This is a genomic window from Amycolatopsis rifamycinica, from assembly GCF_000695625.1.
GTDB classification, from domain to species: domain Bacteria; phylum Actinomycetota; class Actinomycetes; order Mycobacteriales; family Pseudonocardiaceae; genus Amycolatopsis; species Amycolatopsis rifamycinica.
Genome location: NZ_JMQI01000003.1, coordinates 73122 through 91612 on the forward strand (window position 1 = coordinate 73122; position 18491 = coordinate 91612).

Consider the following 18491-nt stretch of genomic DNA (forward strand, 5'->3'; position numbering starts at 1 on the left):
AGGCTGGTCAGAAGTAGCTGATGAGCGAGTCATCCTCGACGCGAACGCCCACCGGCGACCCCGGTGGGCGTTCGTCGTCCGTCACGACGCCCCCGGAGGTCCCGATTTCGGAGCAAGCAGCCCCGCCGGCGGAGACACCACCGCCCGCGGCCGAGAAACCGAAGAAGGTGCGGCCCGGTGACCGCATCTTCCAGAACCTGACCACCGGGGCCGGGATCTTCGTCGTCGGCCTGATCGGCCTGATCGGGCTCTTCCTGCTCATCCAGGCGATCCCGGCGCTGCAGGCCAACAAGGCCGGCTTCCTGACGAACCACGGCTGGTCGACCAGCGATCCCGCGAACATGTCGTTCGGCATCCTGGACCTGCTCGAGGTCACGGTGGCGACGTCGCTCGTGGCGCTGGTCATCGCGATGCCGATTTCGCTGGGCATCGCGCTGTTCCTGACCCAGTACGCGCCGCCGCGGCTGGCGCGCCCGTTCGCCTACGTCATCGACCTGCTCGCCGCGGTGCCGTCGATCATCTTCGGCCTCTGGGGCATCCTCGTGTTCGCCCCGGCGATCGAGCCGTTCACGCAGTGGATCAACGAGACCTTCTCGTGGTTCCCGCTGCTGGCGCCCGGCAACGTCGCGCCGAGCGTGCGCGGCACGATCTTCACCGCCGGCATCGTGCTGGCCGTGATGATCCTGCCGATCATCACGTCGCTCTCGCGCGAGGTGTTCGAGCGGACGCCGACGCCGCACATCGAAGGCGCGCTGGCGCTGGGCGCCACCCGCTGGGAGGTCATCCGCACCACGGTGCTGCCGTTCGGCAAGGCCGGCTACGTCGGCGCGTCCATGCTCGGCCTCGGCCGTGCGCTGGGTGAGACGATCGCGCTGGCCGTCATCCTGCTCATCCCGCAGGGCAAGAACTTCGACTGGAGCCTCTTCGACGGCGGCGCGACCTTCGCGTCGAAGATCGCCGCGAACTACAGCGAGTTCAACAACGAGGTCTCGGCCGGTGCCTACATCGCGGCCGGCCTGGTGCTGTTCGTGCTCACCTTCGTCGTGAACTTCGCCGCGCGGTCCATCATCGGCGACAAGAAGGGGGACTGAGCATGTCCGTCACCTCGCTCGAAGCGCCCGCGTCGACTCCGGCGTTCCAGCAGGTCAGCCTGGCCCGCAAAGTCAAGAACGGGCTCGCGACCACCCTGGTCTGGCTGTCGTTCCTGATCGCCGTCGTCCCGCTGGTGTGGGTGCTCGTCACGGTCGTCGTCGACGGCATCACGCGCATCCCCTACAGCAACTGGTGGACCGAAGACTTCGGTGACGTGCTGTCCGACGAAGTCGGCGGTGGTGTCCTGCACGCGATCATCGGCACCCTGCTGCAGGGCCTGGTGTGCGCGATCATCGCGGTGCCCATCGGCATGCTCGTCGCGATCTACCTCGTCGAGTACGGCCGCAACGGCAAGCTCGCCAAGGCGACCACCTTCATGGTGGACATCCTCTCCGGTGTCCCGTCCATCGTGGCCGCGCTGTTCATCTACGCGCTGTGGATCACCACGTTCGGCCTGCCGCGCAGCGGTTTCGCCGTGTCGCTGGCCCTCGTGCTGCTGATGATCCCGGTGGTCGTCCGCTCGTCGGAGGAGATGCTGCGGATCGTCCCGGACGACCTGCGCGAGGCGTCGTACGCGCTGGGCGTGCCGAAGTGGAAGACGATCATGAAGATCGTGCTGCCGACGGCGCTGTCCGGCATCATCGGCGGCGTCATGATGGCGCTGGCCCGCGTCATGGGCGAAACCGCGCCGCTGCTGGTCCTGGTCGGTTATTCGGCCTACACCAACTGGGACATCTTCAGCGGCGAACAGGCCGCCCTGCCGCTGCTGATGAACAACGAGCGCGTCAGCAACCCGATGGAGCCCGGATCGGTCGGCTTCGACCGGATCTGGGGCGCGGCACTGACCCTGGTGCTCATCATCGCCGTCATCAACCTCCTCGCCACCGTGTTCGCGCGCCTCGTCGCCCCGAAGAAGAAGTGAGCTGTTCCTGATGGCCAAGCGAATCGATGTCAAGGACGTCGACATCTACTACGGCAAGTTCCACGCCGTGGACGGCGTCACCCTGTCCGTGCCGCCGCGCAACGTCACCGCCTTCATCGGCCCGTCGGGCTGTGGCAAGTCGACGGTGCTGCGCACCCTCAACCGCATGCACGAAGTCATCCCCGGCGCCCGCGTGGACGGTCAGGTGCTGCTCGACGGCGAGGACATCTACGCGTCGTCGGTCGACCCGGTCCAGGTCCGCCGCACGATCGGCATGGTGTTCCAGCGCCCCAACCCGTTCCCGACGATGTCCATCAAGGACAACGTCGTCGCCGGCCTGAAGCTGGGCGGCACCAAGGGCAAGAAGACCCTCGACGAGATCGCCGAGCGCGCCCTGCGCGGCGCGAACCTGTGGAACGAGGTCAAGGACCGCCTGAACAAGCCGGGCGGCGGCCTCTCGGGTGGCCAGCAGCAGCGGCTCTGCATCGCCCGCGCGATCGCGGTCCAGCCGGACGTGCTGCTGATGGACGAGCCGTGCTCGGCACTGGACCCGATCTCGACGCTCGCGATCGAGGACCTGATCGGTGAGCTGAAGAAGGACTACACGATCGTCATCGTCACGCACAACATGCAGCAGGCGGCCCGGGTTTCCGACCAGACGGCGTTCTTCAACCTCGCCGGCGTCGGCCAGCCGGGCCGGCTGGTGGAGCTGAACGACACGGAGAAGATCTTTTCCAACCCGGACGAAAAAGCCACCGAGGACTACATTTCCGGCCGCTTCGGCTGAGTCCACGTTCGGTTGAGTCCACAGTGGAGCAACAAAAAGCCCCCGGCTGCGGCCGGGGGCTTTTTCGTTGCGGTGGATCAGATGTCGTCGTCGGTGCCGTACCCCGGCATCTTGCCGGTGACGACGAAGATCATCCGCTTCGCCACGGAGACCGCGTGGTCGGCGTAGCGCTCGTAGAAGCGGCCCAGCAGCGTCACGTCGACGGCGGAGGCCACGCCGTACGGCCATTCGCGGTCCATGATGACGGTGAAGAGGTGGCGGTGGATGTCGTCCACCTGGTCGTCGTCGGATTCGAGGCTCTTGGCGGCTTCGACGTCCTTCGACTTGATGACCTGCTCGGTCTGGCGGGCCAGCTTGACCGCGACCTCGCCCATCTCGGCGAAGTACGGGCGCACCGAGTCCGGCAGCACCGGGTCGGGGTGGCGGCGCCGCGCGGCCTTGGCCACGTGCAGCGCCAGGTCGCCCATGCGCTCCAGGCTCTCCGCGGCGTGGATCGCCGCGAGCACCGTGCGCAGGTCGGTCGCCACGGGCGCCTGGAGGGCCAGCAGGGCGTACGCCTGCTCCTCGCACTGGGCGCGGGCGTCGTCGACCTTCGAGTCGTCGCTGATCACCTGCTCGGCGAGACTGAGGTCGGCCTCCAGGAGGGCGCGCGTGGCGCGCTCCATGGCGTCGGCGACCTGGACCGACATCGAGGCCAGGTGGTCGGCGAGCTGTTCGAGTTCGACATGGTAAGCCTCACGCATGGCCCAACCCTACGGCCAACCGTGGCCGAATACCGCATCGCCGGGTGAACCGCACGTGAACCCGCTCTAACGATCCTCGCGGCTCAGCCCGTGGAGGTGCTCTTGCGGGTGGTCGTCGACTTGGAGCTGCCGCTGCTCTTCGGCTTCGAAGTGCTGGTCGGCGGCGCCTGCTCGCCCACCGGCACCGGCGCGTTCGGGTCGGGCAGCGGGGTGTTGTTGCGCAGCGCGTCGAAGAGGGCCTTCGTCTTGCTGAGGACGAGCACTTCGTTGCCGCGGTTGTTGGCCATGCCGACCGTCGGGACGGTGAGGAAGGTGATCTTCGACGAGTCCAGGCCCTTCATCGACTGCGCCAAGGTCATCATCTGCTTGACGCCGAGGTTGTCGCCGAAGGTCGCCTTCGCGAAGGCCGTGATGAAGTCGCTGAGCTTGCCGGGGTCGAGCACGACGTCCGACGACATGACCTTCTTCAGCAGCGCGCCGATGAACTCCTGCTGCCGCTTGATCCGGCCGTAGTCGGAGGTCGGGTCGCCCTTGACGTGCCGCGCGCGGACGAAGTTCAGCGCCTGGTCGCCGGAGATCGTGACGTCGCCGGTCTGCAGCAGCACCTTGCCGAGGATGGTGTCGTCGATCGGGATGTCGGTGTGGATGGTGACGCCGTGCACCGCGTCGACCATCTCCTTGAAGCCGTTGAAGTCGATGCCGACGAAGTGGTTGATCCGCAGCCCGGTGATCTGCTGGACCACCTTGGTGACGCACGACGGCCCGCCGACCGCGTACGCGGTGTTGAGCTTCGCGATCTTCTGCGCGGGGACCTTCTCGTCGGTGTTCTTGCTCTGCACCGGGTCCCAGCGCTGGCACTCCGGCCGGTTGATCTCGAGGTCGCGCGGGAAGGAGGTGACGACCACCCGCTTCCGGTCGGCGGGGACGTGCGCGACCATCACGGTGTCGCTCCGCGCACCGGGGGTGCTGTCGGCGGTGCCGACGCCTTCCTCGGCGGAGGCACCGTCGCGGGTGTCGGAGCCGACCATCAGGAAGTTCTCGTCGTTGGCCTGCGCGTCGGCGTCCTGGATGTCGGCGGAGTTCTCGTCGAGCGCGGAGACCTGGGTGAACTTGGCGTCGAAGTAGGTCTGCGCACCCCAGGCACCCCCGATCCCGAGGAAGACGAGCCCGGCCACGACGGCGGCGGCGATCCGCCCGAACCGCTCGGCCTTCCGCGGCCGCTCTTCCGGCAATACCACCGGCGCGGCTTCTTCTTCGGCGGACGGCGGCCCGGTGGTGACAACGCGCTGCAGGGCGGTACGGGTGCTTTCGATGAGCGAGGCGGGCGAGAGACGTTCACGGCGTTCCCGCCGCTTGGCCTCTTCGGCTTCCATCTCATCGTGCGCGGCGGAGAACCGGGCGAGGGTGTGATCGATCTTGCGGCGGTACTGGGTCGCCTCGTCGATCGCTTCCATCTCATCGGTCATGGTCAGCGGATCAAGCGCGGCCCGCGGAGGGACCTCGGAGCCGGCGGCTTCGCCCGGCGCCGCCGGGCGGCGGCCTGCGGGGTCATCCGCGTCGGCCGGTGCTGCGGGGCGGCGGCTTGCGGGGCCATCGCCGGTGGCGCGTTCGCCTGGGCGGCGGGGTGCGGGGCTGTCCGGGGTGGAGCGCAGGGGTGCGGCCGCGTCGGCGGGAGCTGCCGGGCGCCGGGAGGCGGGGCTTTCCGCGGCGTAGCGGGGCGCCGGACCGTCGGCGGGTGCTGCGGGGCGGCGGCCTGCGGGGGCGTCGGCGGTGGGGCGGCCGGGTGTGGCGGCGTCGGCGGGCGCTGTGGGGCGGCGGCCTGCGGGGCCGTCGCCGGCGGGGCGGCCAGGTGTGGGCGCGTCGGCGGGCGCTGCTGGGCGGCGGCCGACGGGGCCGTCCGCGTCGGCGGGCGCTGCGGGGCGGCGACCTGCGGGGCCATCGCCGGTGGCGCGTTCGGCGGAGCGGCGGGGTCCCGGGCTGTCCGGGGTGGAGCGCACAGGTGTGGCCGCGTCAGCCGGGCGCCGGGAGGCGGGGCCTTCCGCGGTGTAGCGGGGCGCCGGACCGTCGACCGGCGGGGCGGGGCGGCGGCTTGCGGGGGCATCTGCGGTGGGGCGGCCGGGTGTAGCCGCGTCGGCGGGCGCTGCGGGGCGGCGACCTGCGGGGCCATCGCCGGTGGCGCGTTCGGCGGAGCGGCGGGGTCCCGGGCTGTCCGGGGTGGAGCGCACGGGCGTGGCCGCGTCAGCCGGGCGGCGGGAGGCGGGGCCTTCCGCGGTGTAGCGGGGCGCCGGACCGTCGGCCGGCGGGGCGGGGCGGCGGCCTGCGGGGCCATCGCCGGTGCGCTGAGGGGCACCCCCCTCGGCGGCGCGGCGAGGCCTCGGGCTGTCCGGCGCCGGCCGCTGAGGGGCGGCAGCGCCCGGGCGGCGAGGCGGCGGGCCGTCCGCCTGAGGCGCGTCGGCCACGGGGCGGCGGAGGCGCCGAGGCGGCTGCGGTGCCGCCGACGTCTGCTGGGGGCCCGGGTTGGCCGCCGGGGGGCGCCGCTGGAGGGGCGCCTCGGGCTGCGGGGCCGCCGCCGTCGTGCGGCGGGGCTGGCGGGGGCGGGGGGTGCGTGGTTGACGGTTGGCGTCCGTGGGTACTGGGTCTTCAGCGGCACCCTGCGCCGGGCGGGGAGCGCGCGGCGGCGCGGGCCGCGACGGGGCCTGAGCGGCCGGTGGTTCGGCGGGCCGGGCGCGGTGTCCCGGCTGGTCGGGGCGGTCCTGCTGCTCGCGGGGCGGTACCGGGCGGACGCCGGTGGTCTTGGCGACGACGTCGGAGACGCTGATCCCGCCCTGGTCCTCCATCGACCGGCGCCGTCCGGACCGGGGCCGCGCGGGACCGTCGAGGCGGTGACCGGTTCCCGGGCTGTCGAGCTCGTCCGGCACTCGGTCTCCTTTCGCGCGATCGAAGGGGGTGGCTCCTACTTGGCCGTCTTCCCCCGCAGGAGGTGATCGTTCCCGCGGCGGTTTTCGTTATCGTACGGATACCCCCCGTTCGTGACGACACCCTCCCGGAATTTTCTTCACCTTGAGTCGACGAACGGCCGGTGTGCGTCGACTAACGGGTGACAGCCCCTTGTCGGCGGACAGAGTAATGCCGCCTTTGTGTTACTCAGAGTGGGTTATTAACTGTGTCGTTTGCGCGTCGTGATAGGCGACTTTGTTGCGTCCCGCGCGTTTCGCCGCATAAAGCAGGACGTCCGCGCGGCGCAGCTGGCGTTCCGGCGACGCCGGCGTGCCGTCCTCGTGCGCCAGGCCGGCGCTGATGGTCACCCGCAGGCCCGGCTGGAGGTCTGACCAGGGATGACGGGCGACGCGCAACCGCGCGTCGTCCACGACCCGGACGGCCCGCCCGGCCTCGACCCCCGGCAGCCACAGCACGAACTCCTCGCCGCCGTAGCGGGCGCAGAAACCGTCCGGCGGGAGGTTTTCCTGGAGCAGATCGGCGACCTGGCGCAGGACGCGGTCGCCGACGAGGTGACCGTACGTGTCGTTGATGCTCTTGAAACGATCGAGATCGACCAGCGCGAGCGCCAGCGGCGGCCGGTCGGTGAACGGTCCGTACAGCCGCTCGTCGAGGTAGCGGCGGTTGTAACTCGACGTCAGCGCGTCACGGAGGCTGCCGTCGCGCGCGATGTCCAGCGCGGACCGCAGGTGCTGGTAGGCGCGCTGCCAGTCGCCCTGGGTGGCGAAGAGGCCGGCGACGGCTTCGTGCAGGCGGAGCAGGTCCGGCGGCTGCGCGCTGACCGTCCGGCCCCGCGCGCCTTCGCCCTCGGCGACCATCCCCACCTCCACCACCCCTTGGTTGTCGTCGTGGGGACGGCCGCCCTTGAGGTGCCGGTGTGGACGAAGATGAATTTCGCTCAAACGGGACAGCGTCGATTACTCTCCGGAGTGATCGGCTCAAAGCCCGGAGAACGGCTCGATCCCCTTGAGCTGCGAGTACTGGTCCTTCGCCCAGTAACTCACATTAGCCGTCACATCGTTCAGTAGCTCGCGGTAGTCGATCCAGGTGACCCAGCGCCAGTCGCCGACCTCCTCCGGGTTCGGCGCCGGCTCGGCGTCGGTCCACGCGGCGAACACCGGGCAGAACTCGTTCTCGACGATCCCCTGGAACGGCGGCGTCCGGTAGCGGTAGTTCGGCAGCACGCAGTGCAGGTCCGACAGCGAAGGCAGCCCGAGCTCGTAGTCCGCGCGGCGGCGGACGGCGTCCTCGAGCGCCTCGCCGGGCGCGGGGTGGCCGCAGACGCTGTTGGTCCAGACCCCTGGCCAGACCTTCTTGTGCAGGGCACGCTGGGTGATCAGCAGGGCGTTGTCGCTGCGACGCAGGACGTAACACGAAAAGGCCAGGTGCAACCGGGTGTGCTCGTGGTGACTGGCCAGCTTCGGGCCGGTCTCGCCGGTGGGCACGCCGTCTTCGGTGACGAAGACGACCTGCTCGGTCTCGGGTTCGATCGCGGTATCCACGTGCCCCAGTGAACACGAAGCCTCGCGGTGCGCCGTACCGCGAGGCGGGTGGGTTAACGGCGATCCGCCCGGCGGGGTGACGGGCCGTCACCCCGCGTTGAGGTGCTCCACGAGCAGCGTAGTGACGGCTTCCGGTGCTTCCTCGGGCGCCCAGTGCGTGACGTCCTCGAGCATCTCGAACCGGTAGGGCCCGGTGACCCAGTTCACGGTGTCGAGCGCGGCGGTGGAGCCGAACGCTACGTCCTCGGTGCTCCAGACGTACAGCGTCGGCACGGCGATCTTGCCGATCTTCCCGCCGGGCCGCCCGGCCCGGTACCAGTTGAGGGCGGCGGTGAGCGCCCCCGGTTCGGACAGCCGCTGCACGTAGTCGTCGACCTTCGAGGGCGACACACGCCGGTCGAACATGTCACGCAGCGCCCGGGCGTCGTTTTCCAGCATCCGCCGCTCGGTGACGCGGGTCTGCCGCCACTCGGTCATGTACTGCGTCCGCAGGTGCTGGTCTTCGTCGGTCTTCATGGCTTCGGCCAGCGCGGCGGGGTGCGGCGTGGAGACGACGGCGAGGCTGCGCAGCCGCTCGGGGTGCGCGTCGGCGGTCCACCAGGCGACGGCGCCACCCCAGTCGTGCCCGACGAGGTCGAACTTCGGCCACCCCAGCGCCTCGGTGATCGCGACGACGTCCCCGACGAGGTGATCGATGGAGTAGTCACCGGCCTGCTCCGGCCGCACGCCCGGCGAGTACCCACGCTGATCCGGCGCGACGGCCCGGAACCCGAGCACCCCGAGGGTGGCAACCTGGTGCTCCCATTCGATCGCGGCTTCGGGAAAGCCGTGCAGCAACAGCACGGGCCGCCCATCCTCAGGCCCGGCGGCGATGGCGTCGAAGGAACCGGCCTCGGTGGGAATGCTGATGTGGTCGATCACGCAGCCGAATCTACTTCGCGAGCACCTCCTCGGTGGTGGCGACCTGTACCAGCGGGGCGTACAGCCTCATGATGTCCAGTGCCTTCGCGTGGCTCTCGTCGTCCGCGCCGGCGCATGCGTCGGATACCACCGTGACCGCGACGCCGGCGTCGGCGGCCGCCAGGGCTGTGGACAACACGCAGCAGTCCGTTGAGACTCCGGCGAGGACTAGGCCTGCGCCGCCTACTCGGGTGGCCATTCGGGGGTTCCACTTGCCGAACGTTGTGGCGTCCACTGTGGATAGCGGCTGGAACGGGGCGGCCAGCTGGTACAGCGGGGCGTCCGGTGGCTGGAGGGCGAACGGCCACTGCTCGTAGTACCGGCGCCATGCTCCTTCCGGGCGTGGAGGCGCGATGAACCGCGTGAAGACGACGTCGTCGCCGAAAGCCGTGGCCAGGCGGTGGATCCGGGGGACCACCTCGTGGAAGCGGGGGGTGAACCAGGGGCTGGCCGGGTCCGCGAAGACGTTCTGCAGGTCGATGACCGCCAGGATCCTCTTCACGCCGCCTCCTGGGTGCGGACTCGGTGCCGCGTCAGCAACGTCACCAGGAAGCCCAGCGCCAGTGCCAGCAGGACACCGAGGTTCGCGAATGCCCACGCGCCTTCGCGGCCGCCCAGTCCGAGCGGTTCCAAGAGGTAGCCCTGCCACTTCAGCCAGTCCGCGGACGTGTTCGTCACCAGGCCCCAGCCCAGCGCCGTGGCCACCAGGACCAGGGCGATCGGGCCGAGGCGGACGTCGCCGTAGCGGCCTGCCGGGTCGAACAGCTCGCGCTCGGCGTAGTCGCCTCGGCGCAGCAAGACGTCCGCGAGCATCACGCCGCACCACGCCGCCACCGGGACGCCCAGTGTCACCAGGAAACCCTGGAACTGGCCGAGGAATTCGCCGCCGATGAAGACGATGTAGATCGTGCCGAGGATCATGAGCACGCCGTCGACCAGCGCCGCCGCCGGGCGGGGGATGCGCAGGCCCGCCGAGAGCAGCGCCAGGCCCGACGAATAGATGTCCAGGACCGCGCCGCCGACCAGGCCCAGCACCGCCACGATCGCGAAGGGCACCAGGAACCACAGCGGCAGCAACGTCGTCAGCGCGCCGATCGGGTCCGCCGCGATCGCCTTGTTCAGGTCCGGGGACGAGCCGGCCAGCAGCAACCCGAACACCAGCAGCACCACCGGTGCCACCGAAGCGCCGAACGTCGTCCAGCCGACCACGCCCCGGCTCGACGACGAACGCGGCAGATAGCGCGAGTAGTCCGCGGCCGCGTTGACCCAGCCGAGGCCGAAGCCGGTCATCAGGAACACCAGTGCCCCGACCCACTGCTGGGCCGAGCCGGACGGCAGCGCGCTGACCGCCTCCCAGTGGACATCGCCGGCCACGAGGATGACGTAGACGACCGTGAGCACGCCGGTGATCCAGGTGATCCACGTCTGCAGCTTCATGATCGCGTCGAAGCCGAGCACGCCGGCCGCGACGGTCAGCGCCGCCACCACGACCAGCGCGACCACCTTCGTCGGCGTCCCGCCGCCCCAGCCCAGGCGCTCGAACACCGTCGCCGTGGCCAGTGTCGCCAGCGCGGCGAGCACCGTTTCCCAGCCCACCGTCAGCAGCCACGAGATCGCCGACGGCAGCCGGTTGCCGCGCACGCCGAACGCCGCCCGCGACAGCAGCATCGTCGGCGCCGACCCGCGTTTGCCCGCGATCGCGATGAACCCGCACAGCAGGAACGAGAACAGGATGCCGACGACGCCGGCGACCAGCGCCTGCCCGAACGAGATGCCGAAGCCGAGGGTGAACGAGCCGTAGCTCAGCCCCAGCACCGACACGTTCGCGCCGAACCACGGCCAGAACAGCTGCCGCGGCCGTCCGCGCCGCTCGGCGTCGTCGATCACGTCGAGGCCGTTGGTCTCCACCTCGAGCCTGCGGGAACCGGTCATCGCATGGCCTCCACCAGCTTGTCGATCTCTCCCCGGTCCGGCGCGGTCGCCGGGCCGCGCCGGGTCACCGAAAGCGCGGCCGCCGCGTTGGCGCGCACGGCGGCGTCGACGACACTACTGCCGCGCAACAGCTCCGCGGCCAGCACGCCGCAGTGCGTGTCGCCGGCGCCGGTGGTGTCCACGACGTCGACCGGGAACCCGGGGACGTCGGTGATCCGGCCGTTTTCGTGCACACGACAGCCTTTCGCGCCTTCGCGAATGACGGCCACGGACGGCAGCTCGCCCAGCACCTCGGCTTCACGGGCGGTGCAGCTCAGGATGTCTACGATGGACAAAATGGCATGGAGGTCTCCAGGGTCGATGTCGGTGATGAGCGGGCCGGGGTCGAACAGGATCTTCGAGCCGGGCAGCCGGGGCAGCCACTCGATGAGGGCCGCGCGATTGATCTCGTGCAACCAACTGTATCCGCTCACGTACACGACGTCGTCATTCTTTGGGGTGACCCGGTCGAGCAATTCGGCGCGCAGCCGTCCTTCGGCGCCGGTGCCGGTCGCGAAGGTGCGCTCACCGGTCGCGTCCACCAACACGACGACGACCCCGGTGTCCACTTCGGACACTGGTTCGTGCGCCAGTTCCACGCCTTCGGCCGCGAGGGCGGCTCGCGCGAGATCGCCGAAGCCGCCGATACCGTGGCTGCCCGCGTAAAGCACCCGCGCGCCGGATCGCGCGGCGGCGGCCATGACGTTGAAACCGCCACCGGGCAACAGGTTCGTCGACGACGCGAGGACGTCGCCGCCGAGCGGCGGCAGCGCCGGCACCGCCATGACGAGGTCGACGACGACCTGCCCGGTGTGCACCAGCCGCCCGGTCATCGGCGGCGCAGCTTCAGGAGTTCGTCGACGATCGGCCCGAATTCGAGCCGGTTTACGGCGAGCACGGTCTCGACGACATCGGGGCGGAAAGCGCCGACACCGTGCGCGGCCCCGAGCATCGCCCCGCAGATCGCGGCGACCGTGTCGGTGTCGCCGCCGAGCCCGGCGGCCAGGCGCAACGCCGACGGCGGGTCGTCGCCCATGGCCTCGGCCAGCGCGAACGCGGCGACGACGGACTCCTGCGACGCGACCGAAGTGCCGATGACCCGCGCGACCGCGTCGGCGACGGCGGCCGGTGCCATGCCGCGCACCCACTCGCGCGCCCAGCGGATCCGGGCGGCGATCTCCCCGCCGGGTGCCCAGTGCCCGCGTTCCCCGCCGACGACGGCGGCGCGCTCGCCCGCGTCGAGTGCTTCGGCCACGCTCGCGCCGTCGACCCCGGCGGAGACCGCGGCCGCGACCGCGGCGGCCGACGCGATGCCCAGGCTCGTGTTGTGCGTGACCCGCGCGGTCGCGGCGACGGCGTCGACCAGCCGGTGCAAGTCGTCCGGCGGCGTGGCGATGCCGACCGGCGCGACCCGCATGGCGGCGCCGTTGGTGGTGCCGGTGCGGCCGGCCTCGTCGGCCGGGACGCCGTCCTGGAGCCGGGTGAGCGCGCGTTTGGTGGACGGCCCGAGCAGGTCCGCGGAGCCGCGGCGGACCATGTCGGCCTCCCAGATCAGCAGCGCGTCGGCGAAAACGTGCGGCTCGACGACGCCGCGGCCGTCGATGAGCAGCCGGGCCAGCAGGACGGCCTGCTCGGTGTCGTCGGTGACCGAGCCGGCGGGCATCGACGGCGCGACCGGTTGCTCGGCGACGGCGGTGAGCAGGCCGGTGACCGGCCCGTAGGTGGCGGCGATGGCGGCGCGGGACATCGACTGCGTGGGCATGCCGAGCGCGTCGCCGACGGCCAGCCCGGTGAACGCGCCGAGCGCCCGGTCGCGCGCGGTCATCGGTGCCCGAAGGTGAGGTGGAACTGGAACCGGTCGGGGTCCAGCAGGCTGACGACGCGCTCGACGAGCCGGCCTTCGAGGTCGACGGACGTGCGCTCGGCGCGGAGGAAGAGCTCGCCGGCGCTCCGGCCGAGGAGCCCGGCAGCGCACGCGTCGAGGCGTTCGGTGCTGATCCACTGGTCGCCGCCGGCGGAGATCCGCCCGGCGGCTTCGAGGGTCTTGGTGAGGGAGCCGTCCCGCAGGCCGGTCTCGGGGAGGCGGGCGAGGGGCCCGACGGCGGGCACGGTGGCGGTTTCGAGCGAGATCCCGCGCTCGTGCTCCCGCCGCAGCCGCCGCACGGCGACGTAGGACGGCCCGCCGAATTCCTCCTCGAGCGCCTGGTCGGTGACGGTCTCGATGCCGAGCAGCTCGGTGGTGACCGGCGCGCCGGCGTCGGCGAGGGCGCGGGCCCAGCCGATCCGCTGGTCGAGCTGGACGCCGTCGAAGATGACGAACGATCCGACGCCCGCCTGGGTGGAGATGAGCTCGAGCTGCTGGAGCTCGGACAGCGCGCTGCGGACGGTGCCGCGGCTGACCTGGTACCGCAGGGCGAGCTGGTTCTCGCCGGGCAGGCGTTCGCCGTGGGCGAGGCGCCCGGAGCGGATCAGGTCGGTGAGGTCGCCGACCAGCTGCTGCCGCTTGCTGTACATGTCCACACCTGTACACCCGGCGTTGTCGCAGGTCAAGCGGCCACGAGCGGCCTCGCGTCGGCGGCGATCAGCTTGCCGGCCTTTTCGGCCACCTTGCCGGAGACGACCATGATCACCGCGAACGCGCCCGCGAAGATGACGGTGCTCAGCCAGACCATGGTGGAGACGGGCAGCGTGAAGGCGCCGACGATGCGAACCGCGCTCTCCAGCGCGAAGCCGATGCCCCAGATCACGCTGCAGCGCCGCAGGATGCTGTCGAATTCCGGGGTGCCGCTCAGGCGTTCCCACGCGGCTTCGTTCTCCGCCTTGCCGCGGGTGAGGAAGGGGCGCATCGTCTTGGTCATGATCGGGGCCGCGGTGCACGCGGAGACGAGGATGACCAGGCCGGTGACGCCGCTGCCGAGCGAATCCTTGGCGATCATCATCCGGGCGTCACCGGAGACGAAGGTGAGCAGCATGCCGACGACGTTCGTGACCAGGACGACCAGGGCGAGGCCGTTGAGCGTGCGGTCCTTGGCGAACTGGTGGAGCGTCCGGGCCAGCGGGAAGACCCCGGCCAGGGCGAGCGCGGTGAAGTCGCTCGCACCGAGGGAGTGGAGTCCGTAGTAGACGCCGAGCGGAACGGCGATCTCGATCGCGAGGGTCTTGACCAGGGAGCTTCCGGGCTGGTTCGTCGTCATGGGAAAAGCTTGTCGTGGCGGACGGCCCGGGAAGGATGTCGTCCGCCACGACTTCGGGCTGACAGATGTCATGGTGCCGGAACGGGAGAGCCGCGTGGCTCAGGCCGCGGGCACCGTCCACTGCTGGTTCGCCTGGCCGTTGCAGGCCCACAGGAGCAGCTTGGTGCCGTTCGCGGTCCCCTGGTTGCTCGCGTCCAGGCACAGGTTCGACTGCACCCCGGCGATCGTGCCGTTCGCGTTCACGGTCCACTGCTGGTTGGTCTGGCCGTTGCAGTCCCAGATGACCACCGGTGTCCCGTTGGCCGTGCCCTGACCCGACGCGTCGAGGCACTTGTTCCCGTAGACGGTCAGCTGCCGGCTCGCCGTGCGGGTCCAGGTCTGGCCCGGCCCGCCCTGGCAGTCCCACAGCTGCAGCTGGGTGCCGTTCGCCGAGGTCCCGTTCGGCACGTCGAGGCAGCGGCCGGACTGCTTGCCGGTGATCGCTCCGCCGCCCGTGGGCGTGCCGTCGGATCCGGTGACCGTGAGCAGGACCGCCTCCCCGGCCGGGACCGAAGCCGCGTAGCTCGAAGCGAAGGTGCCGCGATCGGCCCCGGCCCACACGTCACGCACGGCGGCCGAGCCCGTCAGGCCGAGGGAAGACCACCGGGCGGTGATGGTCGCGGCCGAGCCGGTGCGGTTGAGGAGCACGACGGCCCGGCGACCGGTCCCGGACAACACCTTCTGGTAAACCTGGAGCCCCGAAGCGTCCTCGGCGACCTTCGTGCCCTGCCGCCCGAGCGAGTCCTGGTCGATGGCGATCATTTCCCGGTTGGTGAGCGCGGCTTTCGTGGCGGCGGTCATCTCGCCGGGTTTGTTGCCCGCGATCAGCGGGGCGCCCGAAATCGCCCACAGGCTCAGGTGCGTGCGGTTCTGCGCGTCGGAGAAGCCGGGCAGGCCGGCGACGAGCATGTCAGGGTCGTTGTAGTGGCCGGGACTCTGCGCGCTCGCGTGCTGGGCGGCGTCGAAGTTGGCCAGCACGCGCGACATCGAGGGCCGCTCGCCCCAGTAGATGATGTCGCCGCTGGTGCGCCACAGGTTGGCGATGCCGGGTGCCCAGTTCCACGGCTGCTGGCCGCCCCACTCGCAGACGGAGAACACCATCGGCCGCCCGGTCTGGGCGGTGGCGCGCGCGATGGAGTCGCTGATCGCGGTGTAGGCGTTGCGCGCGTTGAGCCCTTCGGCCGAGCCGCCGCACCAGTCGACCTTCACGTAGTCGAAGCCCCAGCGGGAGAACTGGAGGAAGTCCTGGTCGTAGTGGCCTTCGGCGCCGGTGCCGGGGTAGGCGGGGTGCCCGGTCGGGTAGTAGTAACCACAGCCGTTGCGGCCGGCGTCGGTGTAGATGCCGGCTTTCAGCCCTTTGCTGTGGATGTAGTCGGCGATGGCGGACATCCCGCCGGGCCACTTCGCGGTGTCGACGGTGATATTGCCTCCCGCGTCGCGGGAGCCCGTCCACCAGCCGTCGTCGATGTTGACGTACTCGTAGCCCGCGTCCTTCATACCGGAGGACACGAGCGCGTCCGCCTGCCGCTCGATGACGGTGTGGTCGATCGTCCCGGCGAAGGAGTTCCAGGAGTTCCACCCCATCGGCGGCTTGCTGATCGGAGCCGCCGCCGCGGCACTCGACGGAGCCGCCAAGACCACGGCCAGAGCGGACAGCAGGCCGGTGATCGCCGCGAGCACTTTCAATTTTGTCCATGAAGGACGGAAAGATGGCGGCGCTGGAGCGGTGGGTGAGGACGCGTGCGACAACTTAACCCCCATCAGCATTGACGGCGAGTCGGACGGAATGTGAACGCTAACACAAAGGCGCTTTTTATTGCGCCGCACCGTGAAATTTTCATTTCCTGGCCCGTTGTGACGGGCTCGTCGAGATGAGGGCTCGGCGGCAAACGGGGGGCGTTTTGCCGCCGAGCCGAACTGTCGGTGATCGGGCCGGTCGGGGGGCGTGCCGGACCGATCACCTCAGCGTCAGACAAGAGGGCGTGCCGCGGCGACCATGACGTCCGGGACCGGAGATCACCGAAACGGGTGACGCGCGGCCGCCGAACCCGGCGAGGCGCCGGTCTGGTCTCGGGCTCAGCCGCCCGAGTGCATGTCTTCCGCCTCGGGGACGCAGTCGTCGTCGGGGTCGTCGAGCCAGCCGTGTGGCAGCGTGACCTTGCCCGGGGAGCCCTGGCGTCCGCGGGGGCCGGTCGCGGCCGCCGGGAAGGGCGCCGAGTGGTCGAGCTGGGCGATCAGGTCGACGAGCTGGTCCATGGACGACAGCATCGCGAAGCCGCGGCGCAGCTCGGAGCCGACCGGGAAGCCCATCAGGTACCACGCCATGTGCTTGCGGATGTCGCGCATCGCCTTGTCGTGGCCGTCGTGCTCGATGAGCAGTTCGGTGTGGCGGCGGAGCACGGCCGCGACCTCGCCCAGGTTGGGCGGGGTGGGCAGCGGACGGCCCTGGAACGCGGCTTCGAGCTCGCCGAACAGCCACGGCCGGCCGAGACAGCCGCGGCCGACGACCACGCCGTCGCAGCCCGTCTCGTCGACCATGCGCAGGGCGTCGTCGGCGGAGAAGATGTCGCCGTTGCCGAGCACCGGGATGCCGGTGACGGCTTCCTTGAGCGCGGCGATCTTCGTCCAGTCGGCCTGGCCGGAGTAGCGCTGCGCGGCGGTGCGGGCGTGCAGGCTGACGGCGGCGGCGCCCTCGGCTTCGGCGATGCGGCCGGCGTCGAGGAACGTGTGGTGGTCGTCGTCGATGCCGATGCGGAACTTCACCGTGAACGGCGTGTCCCCGGCGGCCTTCACCGACTCGCGCACGATGGCTTCGAACAGCTTCCGCTTGAACGGCAGCGCGGCCCCGCCGCCCTTGCGCGTCACCTTCGCGACCGGGCAGCCGAAGTTGGAGTCGACGTGGTCGGCGAGGCCCTCGCCGACGATGATCCGGACCGCCTCGGCCATGGTCTTCGGGTCGACCCCGTAGAGCTGCATGGACCTGGGCTTTTCGTCGGCCCCGAAGGTCATCATGTGCATGGTCCCCGGGTGCCGCTCGACGACGGCGCGGGCGGTGATCATTTCGCACACGTAGATGCCGGCGCCGTACTCGGCGCACAGCTGCCGGAAGGCGACGTTGGTGATGCCGGCCATGGGGGCGAGCACGACCGGCGGATCGACCTCGTAGGGGCCGATCTTCAGGGCGGGCTTGCTCAAGGTCGCGGTCACACCCTCCATTGTCGCTGGTGGTGTTGGTCACACCCAACCAGGGTCGCCGCGTCACCATCGCCTCTCCGGACGGCAATAGGGTTCCGCCCATGACGAACACGCCCCTGCGCTGGGGAATCATGGGCACCGGCGGAATCGCCGGCGCCTTCGCCCAAGACCTGCGGCTCACCGAGTCCGGCGTGGTCGCCGCGGTCGGGTCGCGGACGGCGGACAGCGCCGAGCGGTTCGCCGCCGAACACCGCGTCCCCGCCCGCCACAGCAGCTACGAAGCCCTCGCGAACGATCCGGACGTCGACGTCGTCTACGTCGCGACGCCGCATCCCCTCCACCACGCCAACGCCCGGCTCGCGCTCGAAGCCGGGAAGCCCGTGCTCGTCGAGAAGCCGTTCACGATGAATGCCGAGGAGGCCCGGGACCTCGTCGACCTGGCGCGCGGCAGGGACCTCTTCCTGATGGAAGCCATGTGGACGCGCTTCCTGCCGCACATCCGGCACGTCCGCGAGCTCCTGCCGAGCCTCGGGGACGTCGTCACCGTCGCCGCCGATCACGGGCAGTGGTTCGCCGAAGACCCCGCCTTCCGGCTGTTCGCGCCCGAACTCGGTGGAGGCGCCCTGCTCGACCTGGGGATCTACCCCGTTTCGTTCGCGTCGATGGTCCTCGGGGCGCCTGAGCGGGTGGCCGCCATGGCGACGCCCGCCTTCACCGGGGTGGACGCCCAGATGTCGATGCTGTTCGGGTACTCCGGCGGCGCGCAAGCCGTCCTGACCTGCACCTTGAGCGCCGTGTCGCCGACCACCGCGACGATCGTCGGCACCGAAGCGCGCATCGAGATCGACGGGCCCTTCTACGCCCCCGCCTCCTTCACCGTCATCCCGCGCGAAGGCGAGCGAAGCCGCTTCGAGTACGTCGACGAAGGCCGCGGCCTTCGGCACCAAGCCGACGAAGTGGCGTCGCGGCTGGCCGCCGGGGAGACCGAGAGCCCGCTGATGCCACTGGCCGAGACCGTCTCGATCATGACGACCATGGACCAGGTGCTCGCCGCGACCAGGACGTGACCCGGGATTGAGTAGTGCTACG

General features: G+C 70.7%; 17 protein-coding genes. 4 read left to right on the plus strand and 13 right to left on the minus strand.

What is annotated here, in order from left to right; translation table 11 throughout:
- Window positions 1–167 precede the first annotated feature (167 nt).
- From pstC to pstB, 3 genes are read left to right on the plus strand one after another with little or no spacing between them, the layout of a single operon-like run.
- Entirely contained in the window at window positions 168–1091 is a 924-nt protein-coding gene (gene pstC / locus DV20_RS02000; RefSeq protein WP_043775857.1) for a phosphate ABC transporter permease subunit PstC, read from the plus strand.
- Window positions 1092–1093: 2 nt separating this feature from the next.
- The gene (pstA, locus tag DV20_RS02005; protein ID WP_043775859.1) at window positions 1094–2014 is read left to right on the plus strand and encodes a phosphate ABC transporter permease PstA; all 921 of its coding nucleotides are present in this window, start codon (window positions 1094–1096) and stop codon (window positions 2012–2014) included.
- Between the two features lie 10 nt (window positions 2015–2024).
- Window positions 2025–2801 (plus strand): phosphate ABC transporter ATP-binding protein PstB, encoded by a 777-nt coding sequence (gene pstB, locus DV20_RS02010; protein WP_043775860.1) that lies wholly within the window; start codon window positions 2025–2027, stop codon window positions 2799–2801.
- Window positions 2802–2878: 77 nt separating this feature from the next.
- On the opposite strand, the gene phoU is transcribed toward pstB, so the two are convergent.
- From phoU to dusB, 13 genes are all read right to left on the minus strand, one after another.
- Window positions 2879–3544, minus strand: a complete 666-nt coding sequence (gene phoU / locus DV20_RS02015) for a phosphate signaling complex protein PhoU (protein WP_043775863.1) — start codon at window positions 3542–3544, stop codon at window positions 2879–2881.
- Window positions 3545–3627: 83 nt separating this feature from the next.
- Window positions 3628–5010: an LCP family protein gene (locus tag DV20_RS02020; protein ID WP_043775864.1), complete on the minus strand. Its 1383-nt coding sequence runs from the start codon at window positions 5008–5010 to the stop codon at window positions 3628–3630.
- Between the two features lie 1674 nt (window positions 5011–6684).
- Window positions 6685–7359 (minus strand): GGDEF domain-containing protein, encoded by a 675-nt coding sequence (locus tag DV20_RS02030; protein ID WP_043775865.1) that lies wholly within the window; start codon window positions 7357–7359, stop codon window positions 6685–6687.
- Between the two features lie 120 nt (window positions 7360–7479).
- Window positions 7480–8043: an isopentenyl-diphosphate Delta-isomerase gene (gene idi, locus DV20_RS02035; RefSeq protein WP_043775867.1), complete on the minus strand. Its 564-nt coding sequence runs from the start codon at window positions 8041–8043 to the stop codon at window positions 7480–7482.
- A gap of 87 nt (window positions 8044–8130) precedes the next feature.
- On the minus strand, window positions 8131–8964 hold the full coding sequence (locus tag DV20_RS02040; RefSeq protein WP_043775868.1) for an alpha/beta fold hydrolase: 834 nt from the start codon (window positions 8962–8964) through the stop codon (window positions 8131–8133).
- Window positions 8965–8974: 10 nt separating this feature from the next.
- Window positions 8975–9505, minus strand: coding sequence for a cysteine hydrolase family protein (locus DV20_RS02045; protein ID WP_043775869.1), 531 nt, complete (start codon window positions 9503–9505; stop codon window positions 8975–8977).
- The gene (locus tag DV20_RS02050) at window positions 9502–10935 is read right to left on the minus strand and encodes a purine-cytosine permease family protein (RefSeq protein WP_043775872.1); all 1434 of its coding nucleotides are present in this window, start codon (window positions 10933–10935) and stop codon (window positions 9502–9504) included. The genes DV20_RS02045 and DV20_RS02050 overlap by 4 nt, the downstream gene beginning before the upstream one ends.
- Window positions 10932–11807, minus strand: coding sequence for a PfkB family carbohydrate kinase (locus DV20_RS02055; protein ID WP_043775875.1), 876 nt, complete (start codon window positions 11805–11807; stop codon window positions 10932–10934). The genes DV20_RS02050 and DV20_RS02055 overlap by 4 nt, the downstream gene beginning before the upstream one ends.
- The gene (locus DV20_RS02060; protein ID WP_043775877.1) at window positions 11804–12799 is read right to left on the minus strand and encodes an ADP-ribosylglycohydrolase family protein; all 996 of its coding nucleotides are present in this window, start codon (window positions 12797–12799) and stop codon (window positions 11804–11806) included. Before DV20_RS02060 ends, DV20_RS02055 begins: the two co-directional genes overlap by 4 nt.
- Window positions 12796–13488: a GntR family transcriptional regulator gene (locus DV20_RS02065; protein ID WP_043776059.1), complete on the minus strand. Its 693-nt coding sequence runs from the start codon at window positions 13486–13488 to the stop codon at window positions 12796–12798. The genes DV20_RS02060 and DV20_RS02065 overlap by 4 nt, the downstream gene beginning before the upstream one ends.
- Before the next feature lie 32 nt (window positions 13489–13520).
- A complete protein-coding gene (locus DV20_RS02070) occupies window positions 13521–14168 on the minus strand; it encodes a VC0807 family protein (protein WP_043775880.1) in 648 nt (215 codons plus the stop codon).
- A 99-nt stretch (window positions 14169–14267) separates the two neighbouring features.
- Window positions 14268–15887: a glycoside hydrolase family 27 protein gene (locus tag DV20_RS02075; RefSeq protein ID WP_043775883.1), complete on the minus strand. Its 1620-nt coding sequence runs from the start codon at window positions 15885–15887 to the stop codon at window positions 14268–14270.
- 396 nt (window positions 15888–16283) lie between these two features.
- Complete coding sequence (dusB, locus tag DV20_RS02080) at window positions 16284–17423, minus strand: tRNA dihydrouridine synthase DusB (protein WP_043775886.1); 1140 nt, start codon at window positions 17421–17423, stop codon at window positions 16284–16286.
- Window positions 17424–17503: 80 nt separating this feature from the next.
- On the opposite strand from dusB, the gene DV20_RS02085 reads away from it, so the two are divergent.
- Window positions 17504–18469: a Gfo/Idh/MocA family protein gene (locus DV20_RS02085; protein WP_084093275.1), complete on the plus strand. Its 966-nt coding sequence runs from the start codon at window positions 17504–17506 to the stop codon at window positions 18467–18469.
- Window positions 18470–18491: the final 22 nt, after the last annotated feature.